This is a genomic window from Curtobacterium sp. UNCCL20, assembly GCF_900101675.1.
Taxonomy (GTDB): domain Bacteria; phylum Actinomycetota; class Actinomycetes; order Actinomycetales; family Microbacteriaceae; genus Curtobacterium.
Genome location: NZ_FNKG01000004.1, coordinates 1 through 19,639 on the forward strand (window position 1 = coordinate 1; position 19,639 = coordinate 19,639).

A 19,639-nucleotide genomic window follows, 5' to 3' on the forward strand; every position below is an offset into this window, starting at 1 on the left:
GGCGCGGTGCCCGACCGCCACGAGCCTCCAGGCCGTCAGGTGCTCGCGCCCACTGCTGGTGCCGCACGGTGCGCGGATGGTCGGGTGGTGCGGCGTTGTAGCGCCGCACCACCCGTGGAACCGCGCACGGGCTCGCGACGCGTGCACGGTGCGGCCGGGAGGCGCGGTGCCGGGCCGCCACGCGCCTCCAGGCCATCAGGTGCTCGCGCCCACTGCGACCCGGCGCGCTCCCGTGCAGGGTCGGGACCCTCGCACCGGGTACGGAACGTCGCACCGGAAACCGCCCCCGCGCGCGTCAGGTCGTCGCGAGCAGGTCCGCGACGTCCGCCAGGACGGCCTCGGGGGTCACCTCGTCGACGTAGGACGGGTCGTGCTCGCAGCGCTCGGCCGACCAGCCGACCTGCGTGACGTCGATCCCGCACACCGGGCAGTGCGTCACGAACGACAAGTGCACGCGGTGCCGACCGCGGTCGAACGGTCCGGCGTTGATGACGTTCCCGAACCAGAACACGCCCACGGTGGGGGTCCCGACCGCGACGGCGAGGTGTCGCGGCCCGGAGTCGTCGCCGACCATGACGTCGGCGGCGGCGAGGACGGCGGGGAGCTCGGCGAGCGGCAGTGACCCGGTGAGGTCGTGGACGCGCTCCCGAAGCTCCAGCGGCAGCGACGCGACGATGGCAGACGACGCCGGCACGTCCGAGTCGTCACCCACGAGCACCACGTCGTCCGCCGCGACGAGCCGGGCACGGGCGACCTCGGCGAAGCGCGAGGGGCTCCAGCGCCGACGCGGGTCCGTCGCGCCGGGGTGCATGGCGACGAGGCGGCCGGTGACGCCGAGGCGTGCACGGACGGCGACGCGCTCGTCTTCGTCGACGTGCAGCTGCGGGTCGAGCGTGACGGGTGCTGCGCCGGCGAGCGAGACCACCTCGAGCGCCCGGACGACCTCGTGTTGGTAGTAGACGTAGCGGACCCAGCGCTCCAGGACCTCGGCGTCCTCGGTGGCGGTGCCGACGGTGTGCCGGGCACCGAGCCGGAGCAGGAACGGGTTCGAGTTGCGCCCGCCGCCGTGCACCTGGACGGCCAGGTCGAAGCGGCCGGTGAGCCGGGCGAAGAAGTCGTCGACGTCGGGTGCGTCGTCGCCGGACTCACGGACGCCGGGCGCGACGGGGAGCTCCTCGAAGGCGTGCACGGCCTCCGTCCGCCCCCGCAGCACGGCGGGCGCCGACGGGCTGCCGAGCAGGGTGATCCGGGCGTCCGGGTAGGCGGCAGCGAGGGCCTCGAACGCGGGGACCGCGAACATCAGGTCCCCCAGTCCCCCACCGCGGAGCACCGCGATCTCCCGGACGTCGTCGAAGGGTTCTCCACCGTTGCCGATCAGTTGCACCCCTCCCGTCTACCGGTCGGCGGCCCGTTCGCCACTCAGCAGGACGACCGGTTGGACGAGGAGCGCAGCCGTCCGGGCGTCGATCGGGCGGGGAAGGACGAGAAGCGCGAGTCCGAGTCCGCACCCAGCGTCCGACGAGCAGCGTTCGACTCCCGCCCGCCTCCCGGAAGGACCCCATGACGATCGCACCTCCCTCCACCGACGCCGCACGCCCGGACGCGGACGCCCTGGTCGTGACCGATCCGGTGAACGGTTCGGTCGCGTCCACCGTCACCCGCGCCACCGAGGAGGACGTCCGGAACGCGGTCGCCCGCGCCCGCGCGGCCGCCGGTACCTGGGCTCGGACGGCGCCGGCGGAGCGGGGTGCGCTGCTGCACCGCGCGGCCGAGCACGTCCGCGCGCACGCCGAGGAGCTGGCGGCACTGAACACCCGCGAGACCGGCAAGGTCCCGAGCGACGCGCTCGGCGGTGTCGAGGCCGGCGTGGGGACGCTCGTCCAGTACGCCGAGCTGGGCCCGGTGCACCGCGGCGAAGCCCTCCGCGGGCAGTTCGGTGCCGCGGACTGGTCGGTGCCGCACCCCCGCGGCGTGGTCCTCGCGCTGACGCCGTGGAACGACCCGGTCGCCGTCGCGTGCGGGATCCTGGGCGCCGCGATCGTCACCGGCAACACCGTCGTGCACAAGGGCAGCGAGCGGTGCCCGGCAACCATCGCCCGGCTCAACGCCCTCCTCGCCGAGGTCCTGCCGGACGGCGTCCTGGTCGGCGTCGACGGCGACCGGACCACCGGCGAGCAGCTCCTCGCCCAAGAGGGCATCGACGTCTACGCCCACGTCGGCTCGACCGCGACGGGTGACCGGCTCGCCGAGGTCGCCGCGACCACCCGTGCCCACGTCATCCGCGAGAACGGCGGCAACGACGCCGTCGTGGTGGACGCCGACGTCGACCCGACCTGGGCCGCGGCGCAGGTCGCCCTGGGGGCGTTCGCCAACACCGGGCAGATCTGCACGAGCGTCGAGCGGGTCTACGTCCACCGCGCGGTCGCCGAGCCGTTCGTCGCCGCCCTCGTCGCCGAGGCCGAGCGTCGCACCGCAGCCCCGGCAACCGAGTTCGGCCCGCTCGTCGACGACCGACTCCGGCAGACCGTGCAGGCCCACGTGGACGATGCCCTGGAGCGGGGGGCTTCGGCCCGGACCGGTGGCGTGATCCCGGACGGTGCGGGCGCGTTCTACCCCGCGACGGTCCTGACGGGCTGCACGGACGACATGCTGGTGATGACCGAGGAGACGTTCGGGCCGGTCGCCCCCGTCCGCGTCGTCGACGACTTCGACGAGGGGCTCCGGCTCGCCGCCGCGGACCGGTACGGTCTGGCCGCCACGGTCCTGACGAACGACACCGGGCACGCCCTCCGTGCCGCGGCCGAACTGCCCGTCGGCACCGTCAAGGTCAACGCCGTGTTCGGTGGTGCTCCCGGTGGGAGTGCCCAGCCCCGTGGTGCGTCCGGTGCCGGGTTCGGGTACGGTCCGCACCTGCTCGACGAGATGACGACCACGACGGTCGTGCACCTCGAACCGGCACCGCCGGCTCGAGCACAGGCCACGTCGCCGTCGCAGGCACAGCCGCAGTCGCAGACGCCCGGCGCGGCTGCCGGGGAAGCACCGGCGACCGCCGGCAGCGCCGACACCGTCGGGGGCGCACGATGACCGCCGATGTGCGCCTCGTCCGCGACCTCGTCGCCACCGTCGACGACCGCGAACCGCTCGTCGTCGTCATCGGCGACTGCATCCTGGACCGCTGGACCGTCGGCGAGGCCGAACGCGTCTCCCGCGAAGCCCCCGCCCCGGTCGTCCGGGTCACCGAGACCGTCGCGGTCCCGGGCGGCGCCGCGAACACCGCGGTCAACGCCCGCGCACTCGGCGCCCGTGTCCGCATGGTCGGACTCATCGGTGACGACGAGGCCGGCCGGACGCTCCGCGAACGGCTCGACGCGGCCGGCGTGGACACCTCGTACCTGGTCGTCGTCGAGGGCACCCGCACCACGACCAAGTCCCGTGTCGTCGGCGGCGACCGTGTCGTCGTCCGGGTGGACGAGCTCGCGGCGACCCCCACCGCCGACCACGGGGACCGCCTGGCGAAGGCCGTCGCACGTGCCGTCCGCTGCGCCGACGCGGCCATTGTCTGCGACTACGGACTCGGCGTGCAGGCCTCCGACATCGTGCCGATGCTCGATCGGGACCGCCCGGACGCCGTGGTGGTCGACGCGCACGACCTGACACGCTGGGCTGCGCTCCGGCCGGACCTCGTCACGCCGAACGCCGGCGAGGCCGCGGCGCTGCTCGGCCGCGAACTCGGCTCCGGCTCGGCTCGTGTCCCTGCGATCGTGGACGCCCGGCAGCAGGTCCTCGAGCGCACCGGCGCGCGGGCAGCCGTCGTCACGCTCGACCGCGACGGCACGGTCCTGCTGGAGCGCGACTCCGCGGACAGCGCCTTCCGCACGCGCGCCACCCCGGCATCCGAGCAGCAGGCGTCCGGCGCCGGCGACACCTTCTGCGCCGCCGCCGCCGTCGCCCTCGCCGTGCACGCCCCGCTCCGCGACGCCGTGTCGGTCGCCCAGGCCGCCGCCGACGTGGTCGTCCGCGAAGCCGGCACGTCGGTGTGCACCGCCGCCGCGCTCCTCGAGTCGGTCACGGCCCCGTCCGCGACGGTCGTCGACCACGACGAACTCGCCGATGCCGTGGACCGCGCACGCCGGGCCGGGCGCCGCGTGGTGTTCACGAACGGTTGCTTCGACGTCGTCCACCGCGGGCACACGACCTACCTCCGGCAGGCCCGCGACCTGGGCGACCTGCTCGTCGTCGCGCTGAACGACGACGACTCGGTCCGCCGCCTGAAGGGTCCGGAGCGGCCGATCAACCCGGCCGAGGACCGCGCCGGCGTCCTCGCCGCGCTCGCCTGCGTCGACCTCGTGACCGTCTTCGCGACGGACACCCCGATCCCGCTCATCGAGCGGCTCCGGCCCGAGGTCTACGTGAAGGGCGGCGACTACTCCCCCGAGATGCTCCGCGAGACCGAGGTGGTCCGGGGCTACGGCGGCGAGGTCGTGATGGTCGACTACGTCCCCGAGCACTCCACGACGGCCGTGGTCCGTCGCATCCGCGAAGCCGCATCCCGCCCCGAGCCGGACCCCGCACCGTGACCGCCCGCTGGTCCGGCTCCTGGGCGGCGGCGCCCGAACCGGCGGAGACCACCACCCCTGCGGACGTCGACGTCCTCATCCCGACCGTCGGCCGTCCGGCCGAACTCGCGACCACCCTGGCCGGGCTCGCCGCGCAGACCGACGTCGACCTGCGGCTCGTGTTGAGCGACCAGTCCCGGGACGGCGACGCCGCCACCGAGCCGGCGGTCGCCGCCATGGTCCGGGTCCTGGAGGCGCAGGGCCGCCCCGTCACACTCCTCACCCACCCGGAACGGCGTGGCCTGGCAGAGCACCGGCAGTTCCTCCTCGACCACGCCACCGCGCCCGCGGTGCTGTTCCTCGACGACGACGTCTGGCTCGAACCGGGCTCGATCGCCCGGATGGCGGACGCGCTGCACTCCCTGCGCTGCGGTTTCGTCGGCAGTCCCGTGCAGGGCCTGTCCTACCTGGCCGACCGCCGGCCCCAGGAGACGAGCGTCTTCGAGCGGTGGGACGGCCCGGTCGTGCCCGAGGTCGTCCGCCGCGGCACGTCGGCGTTCGACCGGTGGTCGCTCCACAACGCCGCGAACCCGACGCACCTCGCGGCCGAGCTCGACGTCGAGCCCGGCGGGTGGGTGCCGTACCGGGTCGCCTGGGTCGGTGCCTGCGTCCTGTACGACCGAGAGGCCCTCGAGACCGTCGGCGGCTTCGGCTTCTGGGAGTCGCTCCCGCCCGAGCACGCCGGCGAGGACGTGGTGGCCCAGTGGCGGGTGATGGAGCGGTTCGGCGGGGTCGGCATCCTGCCCTCCGGCGCCGTCCACCTCGAAGCGCCGACGACGGTCACGGACCGCCGGGTGGACGCCCCCGACGTCCTCTTCGACCAGGGAGAAGTCATACCGCGGTAGGGGGTGGTCGAGACCCCGGCGGGATGGCACCGGCTCCGGCGCTCCGTAGCGTCGTCCCCGTCGACGAGCTCCGTCGGCGGAGGGAGTCACCCGTGTTCGACCAGATCACCCCGCTCGTCGTCGAGCTGGCCGCGAGCCCGCTCGTCTACGTCGTCCTCGTCGCCCTGTGCTTCGTCGACGGGTTCTTCCCGCCGGTGCCGAGCGAGTCCGCGCTGGTGGCGATCGCCGCCGTCGCCGCGACGTCCGGGCAGCCCGTGCTCGCGGGCGTCCTCGTCGCAGCGGCCCTCGGGGCGATCGCCGGCGACTCGGTCGCGTACTGGATCGGGCGGCGGATCGGCCTCGCCCGGCTCGCCCGGTCGAAGCGCCCGCGGATCGCGGCCGCGTTCGGGTTCGCCGAGCGGCAGATGCAGCGCCGCTCGGCCAGCCTCATCCTGATCGGCCGGTACATCCCCGTCGGCCGCGTCGCCGTCAACATGACCGCGGGGGCGACCCGGCTCCCCTACCGCCGCTTCCTCGCGATCAGCTCGCTCGCCGGGCTGGCCTGGTCGGCGACGTCGATCGGGATCGCCCTGGCGGCGTCGAGCGTGCTGCACGAGCCGATCGTCGCCGCGCTCGTGTCGATGGTCGTCGCGGCCGGCCTCGGCATCGCGGTCGACCGGGTGATCGGTAGCATCAGCCGCAGGCGCGACGCGCGCGCAGCAGCAGCCGCCACCGCCGAAGCAGCACCAGCAGTCGTCGCACCCGCCACCACCGCGCCGCCGGCAGCAGTACCGACCGCAGCCCCCTCGACCACGACCCGCCCCGCACCCCGCTTGGCCCACACCGGAGAGACCGCCCGCCCGTGACCGCCGTCCTGAGACCGCCCCGGCCGACCTGGCTCCCGCTGGCGGGCCGGATCGGCCTCGTCGTCGTCGCGGTCTCCCTGTTCGCCGTCGCCGCTCCGGTCACCGCGGTGTTCTACCGCGTCCCGGTCCCGCTCGCGATGCTCGTCACCGCCGTGCTCTCGCTGAGCATCGGTCTCGCCCCGCTGTTCCCGCGGGCATCGTCGATCGCGCACCTCGCCGGCCTCGCCGCACTCGGGCTCCTCACCGCTCCGGGCACCGCCGCGCCGTGGCCGGTCTCCGTGACGAGCATGATCGGGCTCTGCGTGCTCCTCGTCGTCCTCGGGGTCCGGAGCACCTGGCGGCTGACCGCCGCGGTCTGGACCGCCGCCACGGTCCTCAGCCTCGTGCTCGTCGCGGTGTCGCCCGCCCGCTGGGCCCACCCGGACGTCTGGGCCACGAGCTTCGTGGTGAGCGCCGGCGACTCCCTCGTCCTCGCGGCGGCGGCGATCGTGATCGGGCAACGCCGGACGATCCGCCAGGAGCTGGCCGAGGCGCGCCGGGACGCCGAGCTCGAGCAGGCCCGACGGCGCTCGGTCGAGGAACGGTCCCGGATCGCCCGCGAACTGCACGACGTCGTCGCGCACAGCATGTCCGTCGTGCACATGCAGGCCGAGTCCGCCCCGTACCGCGTCGCCGACCTCCCTCCCGACGCCCGTGCCGAGTTCGCCGCCATCGCCGAGACGTCCCGCACCGCCCTCCGCGAGATGCGTCAGCTGCTCGGCACCCTGCGCGGCGACAGCGAGGCGGAGCGTGCCCCGCAGCCGCGGCTCGCCGACCTGCCCGGGCTGGTGCAGGCCACGCGGGCGGCCGGCATCCCGGTCGAGCTGCGGCTCGACACGACCGGTGGCGGTGACGACGACGCCGACCGGCTCGCCCAGCTCACCGTCTACCGGGTCGTGCAGGAAGCGCTCGGCAACGTGGCCCGGCACGCGCCGGGCGCGTCCACCGTCGTGACGGTCGGGAGCCGCGGGTCGGCCCTCGCTGTCGAGGTCGCCAACGCCGCCCCGCCCGCTGGTACCGTCCCTGCCGCACCCCCGGACGACGGCGGCTTCGGTCTCGCGGGCATGCGCGAACGGGTCGCTGCGCTCGGCGGCACGATCGACCACGGGCCGGACCCGGACGGCGGCTACCGTGTGACCGTCCGCCTGCCCACCCAGCCGGCACCGTCCAGGTCGGGACCGGCGGCCGACGGAGGACGCCGATGACGCGGGTGATGGTGGTCGACGACCAGCAGATGTTCCGCATGGGACTGCGGGCGATCCTCCAGGCCCAGGACGACATCGAGGTCGTCGGCGAGGCGGTCGACGGTGCCGACGCCGTCGCGCAGGCGGTCCGGCTGCAGCCGGACGTCATCCTGATGGACGTGCGGATGCCGGAGCTCGACGGGATCGAGGCGACCCGGCGGATCACCCGGGCACCCTCGGAACGCCCCGTCCGCGTGGTGATGCTGACGACGTTCGACATCGACGACTACGTGTTCGACGCGCTGCGCGCCGGGGCGAGCGGGTTCCTGCTCAAGGACGCGAGCGCGGACGAGCTCGTGCAGGCGGTGCGGACGGTGGCCACGGGCGACTCGCTGCTCGCGCCGCGCGTGACGCGGCGCCTCGTCGAGGCGTTCGTCGCCGCTCCCGCGCCGACGGCGCCGCGGACCGAGGTGCTCGACGTGCTGACCGAGCGGGAACGCGACGTGTTCCTGCTGATGGCGCGCGGACGGTCGAACGGCGAGATCGCGGCCGAGCTCTTCATCGCCGAGCAGACCGTGAAGACCCACGTCGGCCGGATCCTCGCGAAGCTGCAGCTGCGGGACCGGGTGCACGCGGTCGTGCTGGCGTACGAGACCGGCCTGGTCACACCGTCCTGAGACGGGGTGACCAGGCCGGTCGGGCCGATCAGGGTCAGCGGACCCGGACCTGCTTGCTCGCCTGCTTGCCGGACTGCACGCCCGTGAACGTCACGGTGGCCTTGCCGGAGACGGCCTTCCACTGCACCGAGGCGGTGCCGTCGATGACGTCGACCGTGCCGAGGTCCGTCGAACCGACCTTCACCCGGACCTGCCGGTCACCGGCGAACTCCGAGCCGGTCAGCGTCACACGCTGCCCGGGGCGCGGAGCACCGACGGAGAGGTCGATGCGCGCGCTCCGGCTCAGCGCGGCGAGGTCGCCGTTGAGTCGCAGGGACTCGGACATCGTGAAGAACGTGTCCGTCTGGTCGGTGAGCCCGACGACGTTCGCGGCACCGGGACCGAAGGCCGCGATGCGGACCTGCGTACCGGTGTGCTGCTGCGACGAACCCGCGGCGGAGGTGCCGTAGGACACCTTCATCGTGGTGCCGTCGGCCGTCACGAGGGCCGTGGACAGCGCGGTCGGCGGGGTGTTGTCGACGATCTGGCTCGAGTGGGCGTGGTCCGCCGTCGCGATGACGAGGGTGTTGCCGTCCTTCTTGGCGAAGGCGAGCGCGGCCTGCACGGCCTCGTCGAAGTCGACCGTCTCACCGATCTGCCCGCAGGCGTCGGCCGCGTGGTCCTGCTTGTCGATGCTCGCGCCCTCGACCTGGAGGAAGAAGCCCTTGCCGTTCTTCCCGCGGTTGAGCAGGTCGATCGACTTGTTCGTCAGCGAGGCGAGCGACAGCCCGGTGTCGAGCCGTGCCGGGTTCGGCGTGCACGTCACCGCTGCCTGGTCGGCGCCGCCGACGGTCGCCGTGGTGGGCGCGTAGCGGGTGGGGAAGTTGCCCGGCGTGAAGAGGCCGAGGAGCGGCTGCTTCTGGTCGGCCTTCTTCACGGCCGCCAGACCGGCGGCGTCGTCCACGAGCTGGTAGCCGCGCTGCGACGCCTGGTCGAAGAGGGTGTCGCCCTGGTACTGGCCGGCCTTCGCGGTCTGCGTGAAGCTCGCCGAGCCGCCGCCGAGGGTGACGTCCGGGCGGGTGTTCAGCAGCTGCTCGCTGATCGACCCGAGGCCGCCGTTCTGCAGGGCGTCGGTACCGCACGCGGCCGTGTCCGGGCCGTAGCAGGAGCGCGATCCGACGTGGGCGACCTGGACGGCCGGGGTGGCGTCCTGGATCTCGGCGGTGGAGACGTCGCCGGTGCGGAGGCCGTTCGCCTTCGCGGTCTCGAGGAGCGTCTGCTGCGGCTTCACGTCGATGTCGACCGAGATCGCGCCGTCGTAGGTCTTCGTGCCGGTCGCCCAGGCGCTGCCCGAGGCCGCGGAGTCGGTCACGTAGTCGGGCTTGCCCTTGTTCGCGCCGTCCTTGTTCAGCGAGTACGTCGTGTACGAGCCGGTCAGCGGCAGTGCGTCGAGCCCGGGCAGCCGACCCGCGGCGCCGTACTGGTAGTTGCGGGCGATCGTGATCTCGGAGTCGCCCATCCCGTCGCCGATGAGCAGGATGACGTTCTTCGCGTTCGCGTTCTTGATCGCCTGGCGGACGGCCTGCGTCTGGTCGCCGGCTGCACGCTGCGCGCCACCGTGCTGGTTCAGCGCGAGCTGCCCGACGGCCGCGGCCGCTCCCGGCAGGGCGATGGCGCCGGCGATGAGCGCGGCCCCGAGTGCGAGCCCCGCGCGGCGGCGGCGCTTCGGATTGTGCTGCATGGTGTTCCCCTCGTCTGTGCCCCGTACGGGTGCCATCCGAGGATGGCTGTGCAGGGGTACAGGCGGGTGAACCGGCGGGGACCGTTCCGTGAACGGCCCGCGTCGGTGGGCGGCTGCGCGGTGCCGGCGGCTGCGGGCGGCCGCGGTATCGGCCTTCGTGTCGAAACATGCACACGGATCCGGCGACACCCCACGCGTCGATCGACTCGTGGATCGTCGAAACATGCACACGCAGCAGCTGCGTGCGCATGGGTCGACACCGCACGCGTCGATCGACAGGTGGAACGTCGAACGTTGCGTGTACATGTTTCGACGGACCGGGGGCAGACGGACGGGAGGCGCGGTGCCAGCTGGCACCGCGCCTCCCGTCCGTCAGTGGGTCGCGTCTCAGTCGGCGAGGTGCGCCTGCAGGAACCAGCGGTCCTTCGTCAGACCGCGCTCGATCTCGATGACGACGTCCTGGCTGTTGAGGTCGACCTCGTCGAGGCCCTCGACCGCGCGGCGCACCTGCAGCAGCGCGGCGTCGATCTCGGCGATGACCTCGGTGATGGTGACGTCGGAGTTCTGGAAGCCCTCGGACAGCGGCGGGATAGTGGTCTTCGCGGCGACGGTCGAGATGCGCGAGTCGACCGGCAGGCCGAGGGCGACGATGCGCTCCGCGGCGAGGTCGGCCCAGTCCTGGGCGTGCTCGACGATCTGGTCGAGGAGCTCGTGCACCCCGACGAAGTTGCGGCCACGGACGTGCCAGTGCGCCTGCTTGCCGTTGACGACCAGCGCCTCGAGGTCGATCACGACCGGAGCGAGGAACTGTGCCACCCCAGCGGCGAGCTCCGGCGTGGTCGAGAACGGGGACGTGGGGGTCGTGGTGCTCGTCTGCGTGGTGCTGCTCTGCGTGGTCATGGGCTTCCTCCTACCTCGTGGCTCCACCGGTCCGCTGGACGAGGTCCGCCCGGCTCGGTGGCGCCGATGTCGACAACACTGCCTGGTTCTTTTGTATGCCGCAAGGAAGCAGAGGCTGACCTAACCCGCGGTTGGGTCGATCGCCAGCGCAGCCGACTTCCTCAGCCGACGAGGGTGTCGAAGCCCGCGTCGGCGAGCTCGATCTGGACGACGGAGCGGGCGCGCTCGACCCAGGGGCTGTCCGTGCAGCCGATCCAGACGGTGGTGCGGGGCTCGCAGTCGGCGACGCACCACTCGGCGGCCCAACCGGTGACGGCGTGGGCGAGCGCTTCGCCGTGGTCGGCGAACACGAGCGGCGACACGGCGGACACCCGGGCGCTCCGGAGCAGCCAGATGACGGTCACGCGCGGCGGGGCGGGCAGGACGCGGATCTGCTCGGGCAGCGCCGCCTCGACGAAGACCTGCCCGTAGGCGTTCTCCGGCAGGCCCTCGAGCAGGCGGGTGATCTCGGGGAGGTCGTCGACGCCGCCGGCGAGGAGGATGCGTTCGCTGGGCTGTCGCCGGGTCCGTGCCATAGGGCAACGGTAAGGGAAGCCTTACCTCATCACAAGGGGTCCGGGCCGGTTCCCGCGATACGCGCAGACGGCACCCCGAGCTCGTGTCCGAGGAACGTCCACATCCAGCGCAGCGCCACCCGGTTCGTCAGGTCCGGGACACCCTGCGCGATCTGGGTGGCCACACCGTCGCTGTACGCCGCGAGCTTGAGCGCGACCACCTCCGGTGACTCCGCCGGGGTGAACACCCCCGCTGCCGTGCCACGGCGCACGAGCCGGACGAGGCACGCCTCCCACACGCGGATGCGCTCCGCGTACTCGGCGGCAACCTCGGGCCGTCGGACCACGGCGGTCCAGTAGTCCGACCAGATGCGCCAGTGCTCCCGGACCTCGACGGTGTCGCCGAAGAGCGGCTCCACGAGCATCCGGAGCCCGGTCACCACGTCGGGTTCGGCGTCGACGGCGGCGACGATCGCTCCGTAGAAGCGTTCGGTCTCGAGCACGACGACCTCGTTGAGGATCTCCGCGACGCTGCCGAAGTGGTACGTGACGGTGCCGACGGAGACGTCCGCCGCGGCGGCGATGTCGCGCAACCCGGTGGCGCCGGCGCCGCGCTGCGCGATGACGCCACGGGCCGCTTCGACGATCATCGCCCGTCGGACCTCCGGCCGTTGCCGGACGCGTGCGGACGGGACTCCCGCGCGGTCAGGCGCACCAGCGCCCGCGCCGCCGCGCGCACCGACGCCCGCGCCGCCAGGCGCACCGACGCCACCCGCACCGCCGCCACGCGCCCCACCGTCCGTCACGCCGACGTCCTCGGGACGTCGTCCACGAAGGTGTGCTCGGCGACGAGCACCTCCGGCACGTCCGCTCCACCCTCACGCGCCCAGGCCCGGACGGTGTTCACGACGGTGAAGACCTCGGCGGACGCCGTGACCTCGGAGGCCGTCTCGACCCGTGCGGCCCAGTCCGGCTGCGCCAGCCCGATCGCCCACCGGGACGTCGCCCGCGCGGACGTCGGGTCGTCGGACCGGATGCGGTAGGTCTCGCGCGCGTCCTCGGTGAACACCAGACCGTCCGGGTAGACCCGACCGCCGCCGTACCCGGGGTCGACGTCGAGCGTCCACTCCCCCGTCTCGACGTCGTGGGTGACCGTCCGCTGCGGCAGGACCTCGACGGGGGCGACCCGGTCGATCGCGAGCGGCTCGGAGCGGACGGGGGCCTCGAACCGCACGCCGTCGTCGGAGTCGCGAGTCCAGACGGGCAGCGACACCGACGACGCGGCGGGGTCGATCGCCACCGTGGCCGCGGTGCCGTGCGGCCACACCCACGGCCAGTACGACGACGACACCGCGAGGCGCAGGCGGTGCCCGGCGGCGAAGCGGTGTCCGGTGGCGACGAGCCGGACCGGCAGCACGGCGGGGACGCCGGGTTCCAGCGGGTCGTTCCGGTCCGTGCCGTTCCGTTTGGCCGCGTTGAGCACGCCCCGCGTGACGAGCGTCGACGAGCCGTCCGGGGCGACGTCGCACAGGCGGACGGTCAGGGTGGCACGGGGCTGGTCGCTCGTCACGGCGAGGTCGACGAGCACGTTGCCGAGCACGTCGAGCGGATCGTCGAGCGCCAGGTCGAAGCACACCGACCGACCGTCCTCGGCGCGCTGGTCCGGCGGCAGGTCGGTGGCGTTGCCGAACGGGAAGAACCGCCCGGCGTCGGCGCCGGTGTGCTGCGGCGACCGGACGACGACGGCGCCGTCGGACCCGCCGCGCATGGTGTCCAGGCCGAGCACCCGGGATGCGGTCGCGGACGACGGCCACGCCTCGGCCCCGACCCACCGGCCGCGGCGTGACTCGTAGTACGTCGACGGTGCCTCGCCCTCGTTGATCCAGGCCCGGAGCGCCGGGTCGTCCTCGACACACGTCTCGACGTCCCGCAGCCACCGGTCCCACCACCGCAGGGTCTCCTGCAGGAACCCGATGGAGGGGCCAGGGGCGAGCCCGCGGTCGGGGTACTGGTGCGACCACGGGCCGACGATCCCCTTCACCGGCGCGTCGACGTGCTCGACCAGCCGGAGCACCGCGTCGCGGTACGGGTCCGCCCAGCCGCCGACAGCGAGCACCGCCGCGCTGATGCCGGCGTAGTCCTCGGCGGCGCTGCCGTGCCGCCAGTAGTCGTCGCGCTCCTGGTGCGACAGCCACACCGGGGTCATCGGCCGGTTCGACTCCAGGCGGGCGCGCCACCTCGACACCCACCCCGGTCCGACCACCTCGGGCCGCGGCGGCCGCGAGTTGAACGCGAACATCGTCGCGCCCCACGCCGCCATGTCGATGCCGAGCACCGCGCCGCCGACGTAGTGCACGTCGTTGTCGTAGCGGTCGTCGGTCGAACAGACGGTGACGATCGCCTTGAGCGCGGCCGGGGCCCGGGCGGCGAGCTGCAGGGCGTTGAAGCCGCCCCACGAGATGCCGAACATGCCGACCGCGCCGGTCGACCACTCCTGGGCCGCGAGCCAGGCGATCACGGCCTCGCCGTCCCGGAGCTCCTGCTCGCTGTACTCGTCGTCGAAGAACCCGTCGGAGGATCCGGTCCCGCGGATGTCCACGCGCACCGAGGCGTACCCGTGCGCGGCGTACCAGGGGTGCCGCTCGGAGTCCCGCGGGGCGGTCCAGTCGTCGAGCCGGTACGGCAGGTACTCGAGCAGCACGGGCACCGGGCCGGACGCGGCCGTCGGGGACCAGATCCGGGTGTGCAGCCGGACGCCGTCCGGCATCGGGATCCACTCGTCCCGGACGCTGACGCCCGGTGGCAGGTGGTCCGGTTCGCCGATGGCGGTCAACGGGCTCATGCGTCCTCCCAGTTCCGGGTGTGGTGTCCGTCGCCGCGGTCGGTCCAGCCGTCGGCGTGCCGCCAGCGCGGGACACCGTCGCCGACGTCGGGCAGCACCGTGTTCCCCGGTTCGAGCGTCGCTGCGAGGAGCGTCGACGTGTACGGGTGGTTCGGTCCGCCGAACACCCGCTCGGTCGGTCCGATCTCGACGATCCGGCCGCCGGTCATCACGGCGACGCGGTCGGCGACGCCGCGGACCACGGCGAGGTCGTGACTGATGAACAGGCAGCTGAGCCCGCGCGAACGCTGCAGGTCGGCGAGGAGCGACAGGATCCCGGCCTGCACCTGCACGTCGAGCGCCGTGGTGATCTCGTCCGCGACGACCAGGCGCGGCTCGGCGGCGAGGGCACGGGCGATGCCGACCCGCTGCCGCTGTCCACCCGACAGCTGGGCGGGCAGGCGGTCGGCGAACTCCGGGCCGAGCCCGACCTGGGTGAGGAGCGCGTCGACCCGCTCGCGGGAGGTGCTGCCGGTGAAGAGCCGCAGCGGCCGGGCGATCGCGGCGCCGACGGTCCGCCGCGGGTTGAGCGAGGTGTCGGCGTTCTGGAACACGAGCTGCACCGCCCGGCGGAGGTCCGCGGACCGTCCGGCGATCGGCTCGCGCAGGTCCCCGCTCGTGGTGCCGTCGTCGAACGTGAACACCCCCGACTCCGCCGGCACCAGGCCGGCGAGTGCGGTGGCGAGCGTCGACTTGCCGCTCCCCGACTCGCCGACGACGGCGAGCGTCTCCCGCGGCGCGATCGTGAACGAGACGCCGTCCACCGCGGCCGGCAGGCCGCGTCCGTAGCGGATCACCAGGTCCCGTGCGGTCACCACGGGGCGGACGTGCGGGCCTGGAGGCGCGGTGCCGGCCGCCCTGGCGGTGAGCGTCTCCGAGACGGTCACGGTCTCGGGCACGTGCCCCGTTCCTCCAGGCCGACGCCCGTCCGGCACCGCGGCCAGCAGGGCCCGCGTGTACTCGTGCTGCGGAGCGGCGAAGAGCGCCGCCGTGGCGGCGTGCTCGACGACCTCGCCGTCCTGCATGACCGCGATCTCGTCGGCCATCGCCGACACGACGCCGAGGTCATGGCTGACGAGCAGCACGGCCATGCCGAGCTCGCGGCCGAGGTCGGCGATGAGGTCGAGGACGGCGGCCTGCGTGACGACGTCGAGCGCGGTGGTCGGTTCGTCGAGGACGAGCACCCGCGGTCTGGCCGCGACGGCCATCGCGATCGCGACCCGCTGCTGCTGGCCACCGGAGAGCTGGTGCGGGTAGCGGCGCACGATCCTCTCCGGCGCGGGCAAGCGGACGAGCCGGACGAGCTCGAGGACGCGTTCCGGACCGTCGGGTTCGCCGTGGGCGCGGAGGGCCTCGCGGATCTGCTCGCCGACGCGCATCGACGGGGTGAGCGCCTGGCCGGCGTTCTGCGCGACGACGCTCGCGGTCCCGCCCCGCAGGGCTCGACGGCCCGCCGGGTCGAGCGCGAAGACGTCCTGGCCCTCGACCCGCACCGACCCACGTTCGATGGAGGAACCCGCACGGAGGTGCGCGAGCAGCGTCCGCGCCACGGTGGACTTGCCGCTGCCGGACTCACCGACGAGCCCGAGGGTGCGGCCGGCGTCGATCGTGAAGGACACGCCCCGGACGACCGGGACGCTGCTGCGACCGGCGGCGTACGAGATGGCGAGGTCGTCGACCTGGACGGCGCTCATGCGCGCACTCCCTTCGTGGCGCGGTCGACGCCGAGCGACTTGCTCAGCCCGTCCGCGGCGAGGTTGAGACCGACGACGAGCGTCGCCAGGGCGACGATCGGTGCGAGCGTCCCGAGCGGGACGACGGTCAGCGCGGTCCGGTTCTCCTGGACCATGAGGCCCCAGTCCGGCGTCGGCGGGTTCGCGCCGAAGCCGAGGAACGACAGCGACGCCACGAGGAGGACGATCCAGGACGCCCGCATCGCGTACTCGACGAGCACGACGTCGAGGACGTTCGGCAGGATCTCGCGGAAGACGATCGACATGGCGCGCTCCCCGCGGGCCCGTGCCGCGGTGACGTAGTCCTGCGTGATCACGGTGCGGGCGGCGCCGCGGACGACCCGGGTGACCGCCGGCGCGTAGACGATCGTCACCGCGAGCACGATCACCCAGAGCCCGGCGTCGAACACCGTGACGACGACGAGCAGCGCCAGGATCGACGGCACGCTGAGCAGGGCGTCCACGATGCGCATGACGACCTCGTCGAACCAGTTGTCCGCGTACGCCGTGACGCAGCCGAGGACGGTCCCGACGCCCACGGCGATCGTCGTCGCGAGGAACGTGACGAGCAGGGCGTACCGGCCGCCGTTGAGCGTCCGGGACAGGACGTCGCGGCCGTACTGGTCGGTGCCGAGCCAGTGCGCCCACTGCGGGCCGGCCAGCACGTCGGCCGAGTCCGTGGCCACCGGGTCGTGCCCGGCGATGAGCGGTGCGAACACGGCGAGGACGAGGTGCAGCGCGATCAGGCCGAGGCCGATCCGGAGGGCCGTGGAGCTGCGGAGCGGGGCGATCGCCGCGCCGAGGAGGGCGCGGGAGCGCGGAGCGACGGCGGTCATGCGCTGGCCTTCCGGGTGGCGGTCGTGGTGGGGCGCTCGGCAGCGCGGGCGGCCGCGCGGGCGGCAGCCCGGCGCGACGGGGTCCTGGTGCGGGTCCGCCGCTGGCGGGTGCGCAGTTTCGGGTCGAGCGCGAGCGCGACGAGGTCCGCAGCGAGGTTGCACACGACGTAGACGACGGCGCTGAGGAGCGCGATCGCCTCGATCGTCGGCAGGTCGCGGTTGAACACCGACTCGAGCATGAGCTTCCCCATCCCCGGGTAGTTGAAGACGTTCTCGACGACGACCACGCCGCCGAGGAGCCACGCGACGTTGAGCGCGACGACGTTGAGCGTCGGCAGCAGCGCGCTCGGTACGGCGTGCTTCCACACCACGCGGCGCATCGTCAGCCCCTTCAGCTCGGCCGTCGTGACGAACTCGGACGCCATCACGTCGATCGTCGACGACCGTGCGGTCCGGACGATGTAGGCGGCCATCGCCAAGGTCAGGACGATGATCGGCAGCCAGATCGTCGGCAGGAGCTCGGCGACGGTGGCGTCGCTGCCGCGCAGGACCACCGCCGGGAAGAGCGGCAGCCCGATGGCGAACAGCAGGACGAGGACGGTCGCGACCATGAACTCCGGGACGCTCATCACGACGAGGCTGACGATCGAGATCACCCGGTCGGACGCCCGGCCCCGGCGGACACCGGCGATGACACCGAGCGTCAGGGAGAGCGTCACCCCGACGACCATCGCGGGGACGGCGATGAGCATGCTGTTCCGGAACGCCGTGAACAGTGTCGGAGCGACCGGTTCCCCGCTGACGAGCGAGGTGCCGAAGTCGCCGTGCACCGCACCACCGAGCCACTCGAGGTACCGGAGCCAGACGTTCTGGTCGAGCCCGAGCGACTCCCGGAGCTGCTTGACGGCCTCGGGCGTGGCGTTCTGACCGAGCAGCTGCTGCGCGACGTCGCCGGGCAGGGCCTGCACGGCGAGGAACACGAACAGCGACGCCAGCACCACGGTGAGCACGGCGATGCCGAGACGGCGGAGGACTGGGACGAGGACGTTCATCGGCGCAGTCCGATCCGGAGGTAGTCGAACTCGAAGCCGTACTCCGAGTAGTTCACGACGTCGCGGGAGAGCCCGACCAGCCGGTCCCCGAACATCGGGGTCATGTCCGCGCCGTCCTCGACCACGAGCCGCTGGGCGTCCTGGTAGAGCGTCAGGCGCTTGGCGTCGTCCATCTCGGCACGCGCGTCGTCGAGCAGCCCGTCGAAGGTCGGGTTCGACCAGGCGCTCTCGTTGTACGACGACCCGGAGCGGAAGATCTGGTTGAGGAGCTGGTCGATCGGCCGGCCGGTGAACCAGTAGCTCACCATCAGCGGCTTCTGCATCCAGATCTGCGTGTAGTACGAGTCCGAGCTCGCGTTGCGGACCGTCAGGCTGATGCCGGCGTCGGCGACGGCGTCCCGGTAAGCGACCGCCATCGGGGTGAACACGGACTCGTACGACGACGTGTAGATCGAAGTGCGGAAGCCCTCGTGCCCGGCGGCCTTCAGGAGCGCTCGGGCCTTGTCGGGATCGTGCTCGCGGTGGTCGTCCACGAAGGCGGCGAGCTGCGGCGGCACCGGGTTGTCCCAGCCCGGGGAACCGGTGCCCTGCAGCGCCGTGTCGACGATCGTCCGCGGGTCGTAGGCGAGCTTCATCGCCTGTCGGACCCGGGGGTCGCGGAACTCGTCGCTGGTGGCGAGCATCGGGATCGTGTACCACTGCGCGTTCTTCGACCGTGCGATGGTGGCCCGGCCGGACGCGGCGACCACCCGGGCCGTCGCGAAGTCCAGGTTCGTCTGCGAGATGAGGTCGATCTGGCCGGCGAGCAGGGCGTTCACCCGGGCCGTCGTGTCCTGGATCGAGAAGAAGTCGATGCCGTCGAGTGCCGGGCGACCGGCGAAGTGGTCGTCGAACGCCTCGACGCTGCCGGCACCCGCCGGCGTGAACGACGTCAACCGGAACGGGCCGGTGCCGATGCCGGTGCGGCCGATGTCGGCGATCGCCCCCGCCGGCACGATGTAGCACTGGTACGCGGTGAGGAGCGAGGGGAACTCGGCGTTCGGCTTCGTCAGCGCGAACCGCAGCGTGTACGGGTCCACCGCGGTCATCGATCCGGCATCCATCACCTCGCCGAGGACACCGGCCTGGGGACTGCCGGTCTTCTCGTCGAGGATGTGCCGGATGCTCGCGATGGCGTCGTCGGCGCTGAACCGGGAGCCGTCGTGGAACCGGACGCCCTTCCGCAGGTGGAAGGTCCACTCGGTGCCGTCGGCGTTCGCGGACCACTCCTCGGCGAGGTCGGGGATCGTCTTCCCCTGCTGGTCGAGCTTCACGAGCCGGTTGTAGAGCGCGCCGAGGTACTCGTACGCCGACAGCGAGCTGGCGGAGTCGAGCGTCTCGGCGGCCGATGCGGCGGGCCGGGCGATGCGCAGGCGCCCGCCCCTGCGGGCCGTTCCGGTGGCAGCGGCCTCGGGCAGCGAGACCGTGCCGGCCGAGGCGCCGGTGCTGCACCCGCTGAGGGTGAGCAGGCCGAGGCCGGCGAGTCCGGCGGCACCGGTCAGGAGCGCTCGACGGCTCGGGCCGCGGGCGTTCCGGGGTTCGGGGACGATGGGTTGCATTCGGGGTGACCCCTCCTGGTAATCGTTCCGGTGAACGATAGAGGGGTTCCGGCGCTCCCCCAAGTCCCGTGACGCGACCCGGCTGTCCCGAGAACGCGCTCCGATCGGCTGTCCTGCACCGATGCAGGGGTACCGACGCATCGACGGGCCGGGGGCAGA

The 19,639-nt window shown here is 73.3% G+C and carries 16 protein-coding genes; 6 read left to right on the forward strand and 10 right to left on the reverse strand.

Going from position 1 to position 19,639, the window contains the following annotated elements:
• Window positions 1-295 precede the first annotated feature (295 nt).
• Window positions 296-1,384 (reverse strand): glycosyltransferase family 9 protein, encoded by a 1,089-nt coding sequence (locus tag BLT36_RS15650; protein ID WP_092096596.1) that lies wholly within the window; start codon window positions 1,382-1,384, stop codon window positions 296-298.
• 176 nt (window positions 1,385-1,560) lie between these two features.
• On the opposite strand from BLT36_RS15650, the gene BLT36_RS15655 reads away from it, so the two are divergent.
• The 6 genes from BLT36_RS15655 to BLT36_RS15680 all read left to right on the forward strand — a co-directional run bounded on the left by BLT36_RS15655 (window position 1,561) and on the right by BLT36_RS15680 (window position 8,206).
• On the forward strand, window positions 1,561-3,084 hold the full coding sequence (locus tag BLT36_RS15655) for an aldehyde dehydrogenase family protein (protein ID WP_092096598.1): 1,524 nt from the start codon (window positions 1,561-1,563) through the stop codon (window positions 3,082-3,084).
• Entirely contained in the window at window positions 3,081-4,577 is a 1,497-nt protein-coding gene (rfaE2, locus tag BLT36_RS15660; protein WP_092096600.1) for a D-glycero-beta-D-manno-heptose 1-phosphate adenylyltransferase, read from the forward strand. The genes BLT36_RS15655 and rfaE2 overlap by 4 nt, the downstream gene beginning before the upstream one ends.
• Window positions 4,574-5,461, forward strand: a complete 888-nt coding sequence (locus BLT36_RS15665) for a glycosyltransferase family 2 protein (protein WP_092096602.1) — start codon at window positions 4,574-4,576, stop codon at window positions 5,459-5,461. The genes rfaE2 and BLT36_RS15665 overlap by 4 nt, the downstream gene beginning before the upstream one ends.
• Before the next feature lie 92 nt (window positions 5,462-5,553).
• Entirely contained in the window at window positions 5,554-6,306 is a 753-nt protein-coding gene (locus BLT36_RS15670; protein ID WP_092097257.1) for a DedA family protein, read from the forward strand.
• A complete protein-coding gene (locus tag BLT36_RS15675) occupies window positions 6,303-7,550 on the forward strand; it encodes a sensor histidine kinase (protein WP_092096603.1) in 1,248 nt (415 codons plus the stop codon). Before BLT36_RS15670 ends, BLT36_RS15675 begins: the two co-directional genes overlap by 4 nt.
• Window positions 7,547-8,206 carry a response regulator gene (locus BLT36_RS15680; RefSeq protein WP_092096605.1) on the forward strand — a complete coding sequence of 220 codons (660 nt, stop codon included), beginning with the start codon at window positions 7,547-7,549 and terminating at the stop codon, window positions 8,204-8,206. Before BLT36_RS15675 ends, BLT36_RS15680 begins: the two co-directional genes overlap by 4 nt.
• A 34-nt stretch (window positions 8,207-8,240) precedes the next feature.
• Here BLT36_RS15680 and phoA read toward each other — a convergent pair whose 3' ends face one another.
• From phoA to BLT36_RS15725, 9 genes are all read right to left on the reverse strand, one after another.
• The gene (gene phoA, locus BLT36_RS15685; RefSeq protein ID WP_092096606.1) at window positions 8,241-9,926 is read right to left on the reverse strand and encodes an alkaline phosphatase; all 1,686 of its coding nucleotides are present in this window, start codon (window positions 9,924-9,926) and stop codon (window positions 8,241-8,243) included.
• Window positions 9,927-10,313: 387 nt separating this feature from the next.
• A complete protein-coding gene (locus BLT36_RS15690) occupies window positions 10,314-10,826 on the reverse strand; it encodes a Dps family protein (RefSeq protein WP_175529686.1) in 513 nt (170 codons plus the stop codon).
• Between the two features lie 161 nt (window positions 10,827-10,987).
• Complete coding sequence (locus tag BLT36_RS15695; RefSeq protein ID WP_092096608.1) at window positions 10,988-11,401, reverse strand: SIP domain-containing protein; 414 nt, start codon at window positions 11,399-11,401, stop codon at window positions 10,988-10,990.
• A 29-nt stretch (window positions 11,402-11,430) separates the two neighbouring features.
• Window positions 11,431-12,030: a TetR/AcrR family transcriptional regulator gene (locus BLT36_RS15700; protein WP_092096609.1), complete on the reverse strand. Its 600-nt coding sequence runs from the start codon at window positions 12,028-12,030 to the stop codon at window positions 11,431-11,433.
• 152 nt (window positions 12,031-12,182) lie between these two features.
• The gene (locus BLT36_RS15705) at window positions 12,183-14,222 is read right to left on the reverse strand and encodes a CocE/NonD family hydrolase (protein ID WP_092096611.1); all 2,040 of its coding nucleotides are present in this window, start codon (window positions 14,220-14,222) and stop codon (window positions 12,183-12,185) included.
• Window positions 14,219-15,955, reverse strand: a complete 1,737-nt coding sequence (locus BLT36_RS15710; protein WP_092096613.1) for a dipeptide ABC transporter ATP-binding protein — start codon at window positions 15,953-15,955, stop codon at window positions 14,219-14,221. The genes BLT36_RS15705 and BLT36_RS15710 overlap by 4 nt, the downstream gene beginning before the upstream one ends.
• Complete coding sequence (locus BLT36_RS15715; RefSeq protein WP_092096615.1) at window positions 15,952-16,830, reverse strand: ABC transporter permease; 879 nt, start codon at window positions 16,828-16,830, stop codon at window positions 15,952-15,954. Before BLT36_RS15715 ends, BLT36_RS15710 begins: the two co-directional genes overlap by 4 nt.
• Complete coding sequence (locus BLT36_RS15720) at window positions 16,827-17,882, reverse strand: ABC transporter permease (protein ID WP_092096617.1); 1,056 nt, start codon at window positions 17,880-17,882, stop codon at window positions 16,827-16,829. The genes BLT36_RS15715 and BLT36_RS15720 overlap by 4 nt, the downstream gene beginning before the upstream one ends.
• Window positions 17,879-19,480 carry an ABC transporter substrate-binding protein gene (locus tag BLT36_RS15725; RefSeq protein ID WP_092096618.1) on the reverse strand — a complete coding sequence of 534 codons (1,602 nt, stop codon included), beginning with the start codon at window positions 19,478-19,480 and terminating at the stop codon, window positions 17,879-17,881. Before BLT36_RS15725 ends, BLT36_RS15720 begins: the two co-directional genes overlap by 4 nt.
• Between the last annotated feature and the right edge of the window lie 159 nt (window positions 19,481-19,639).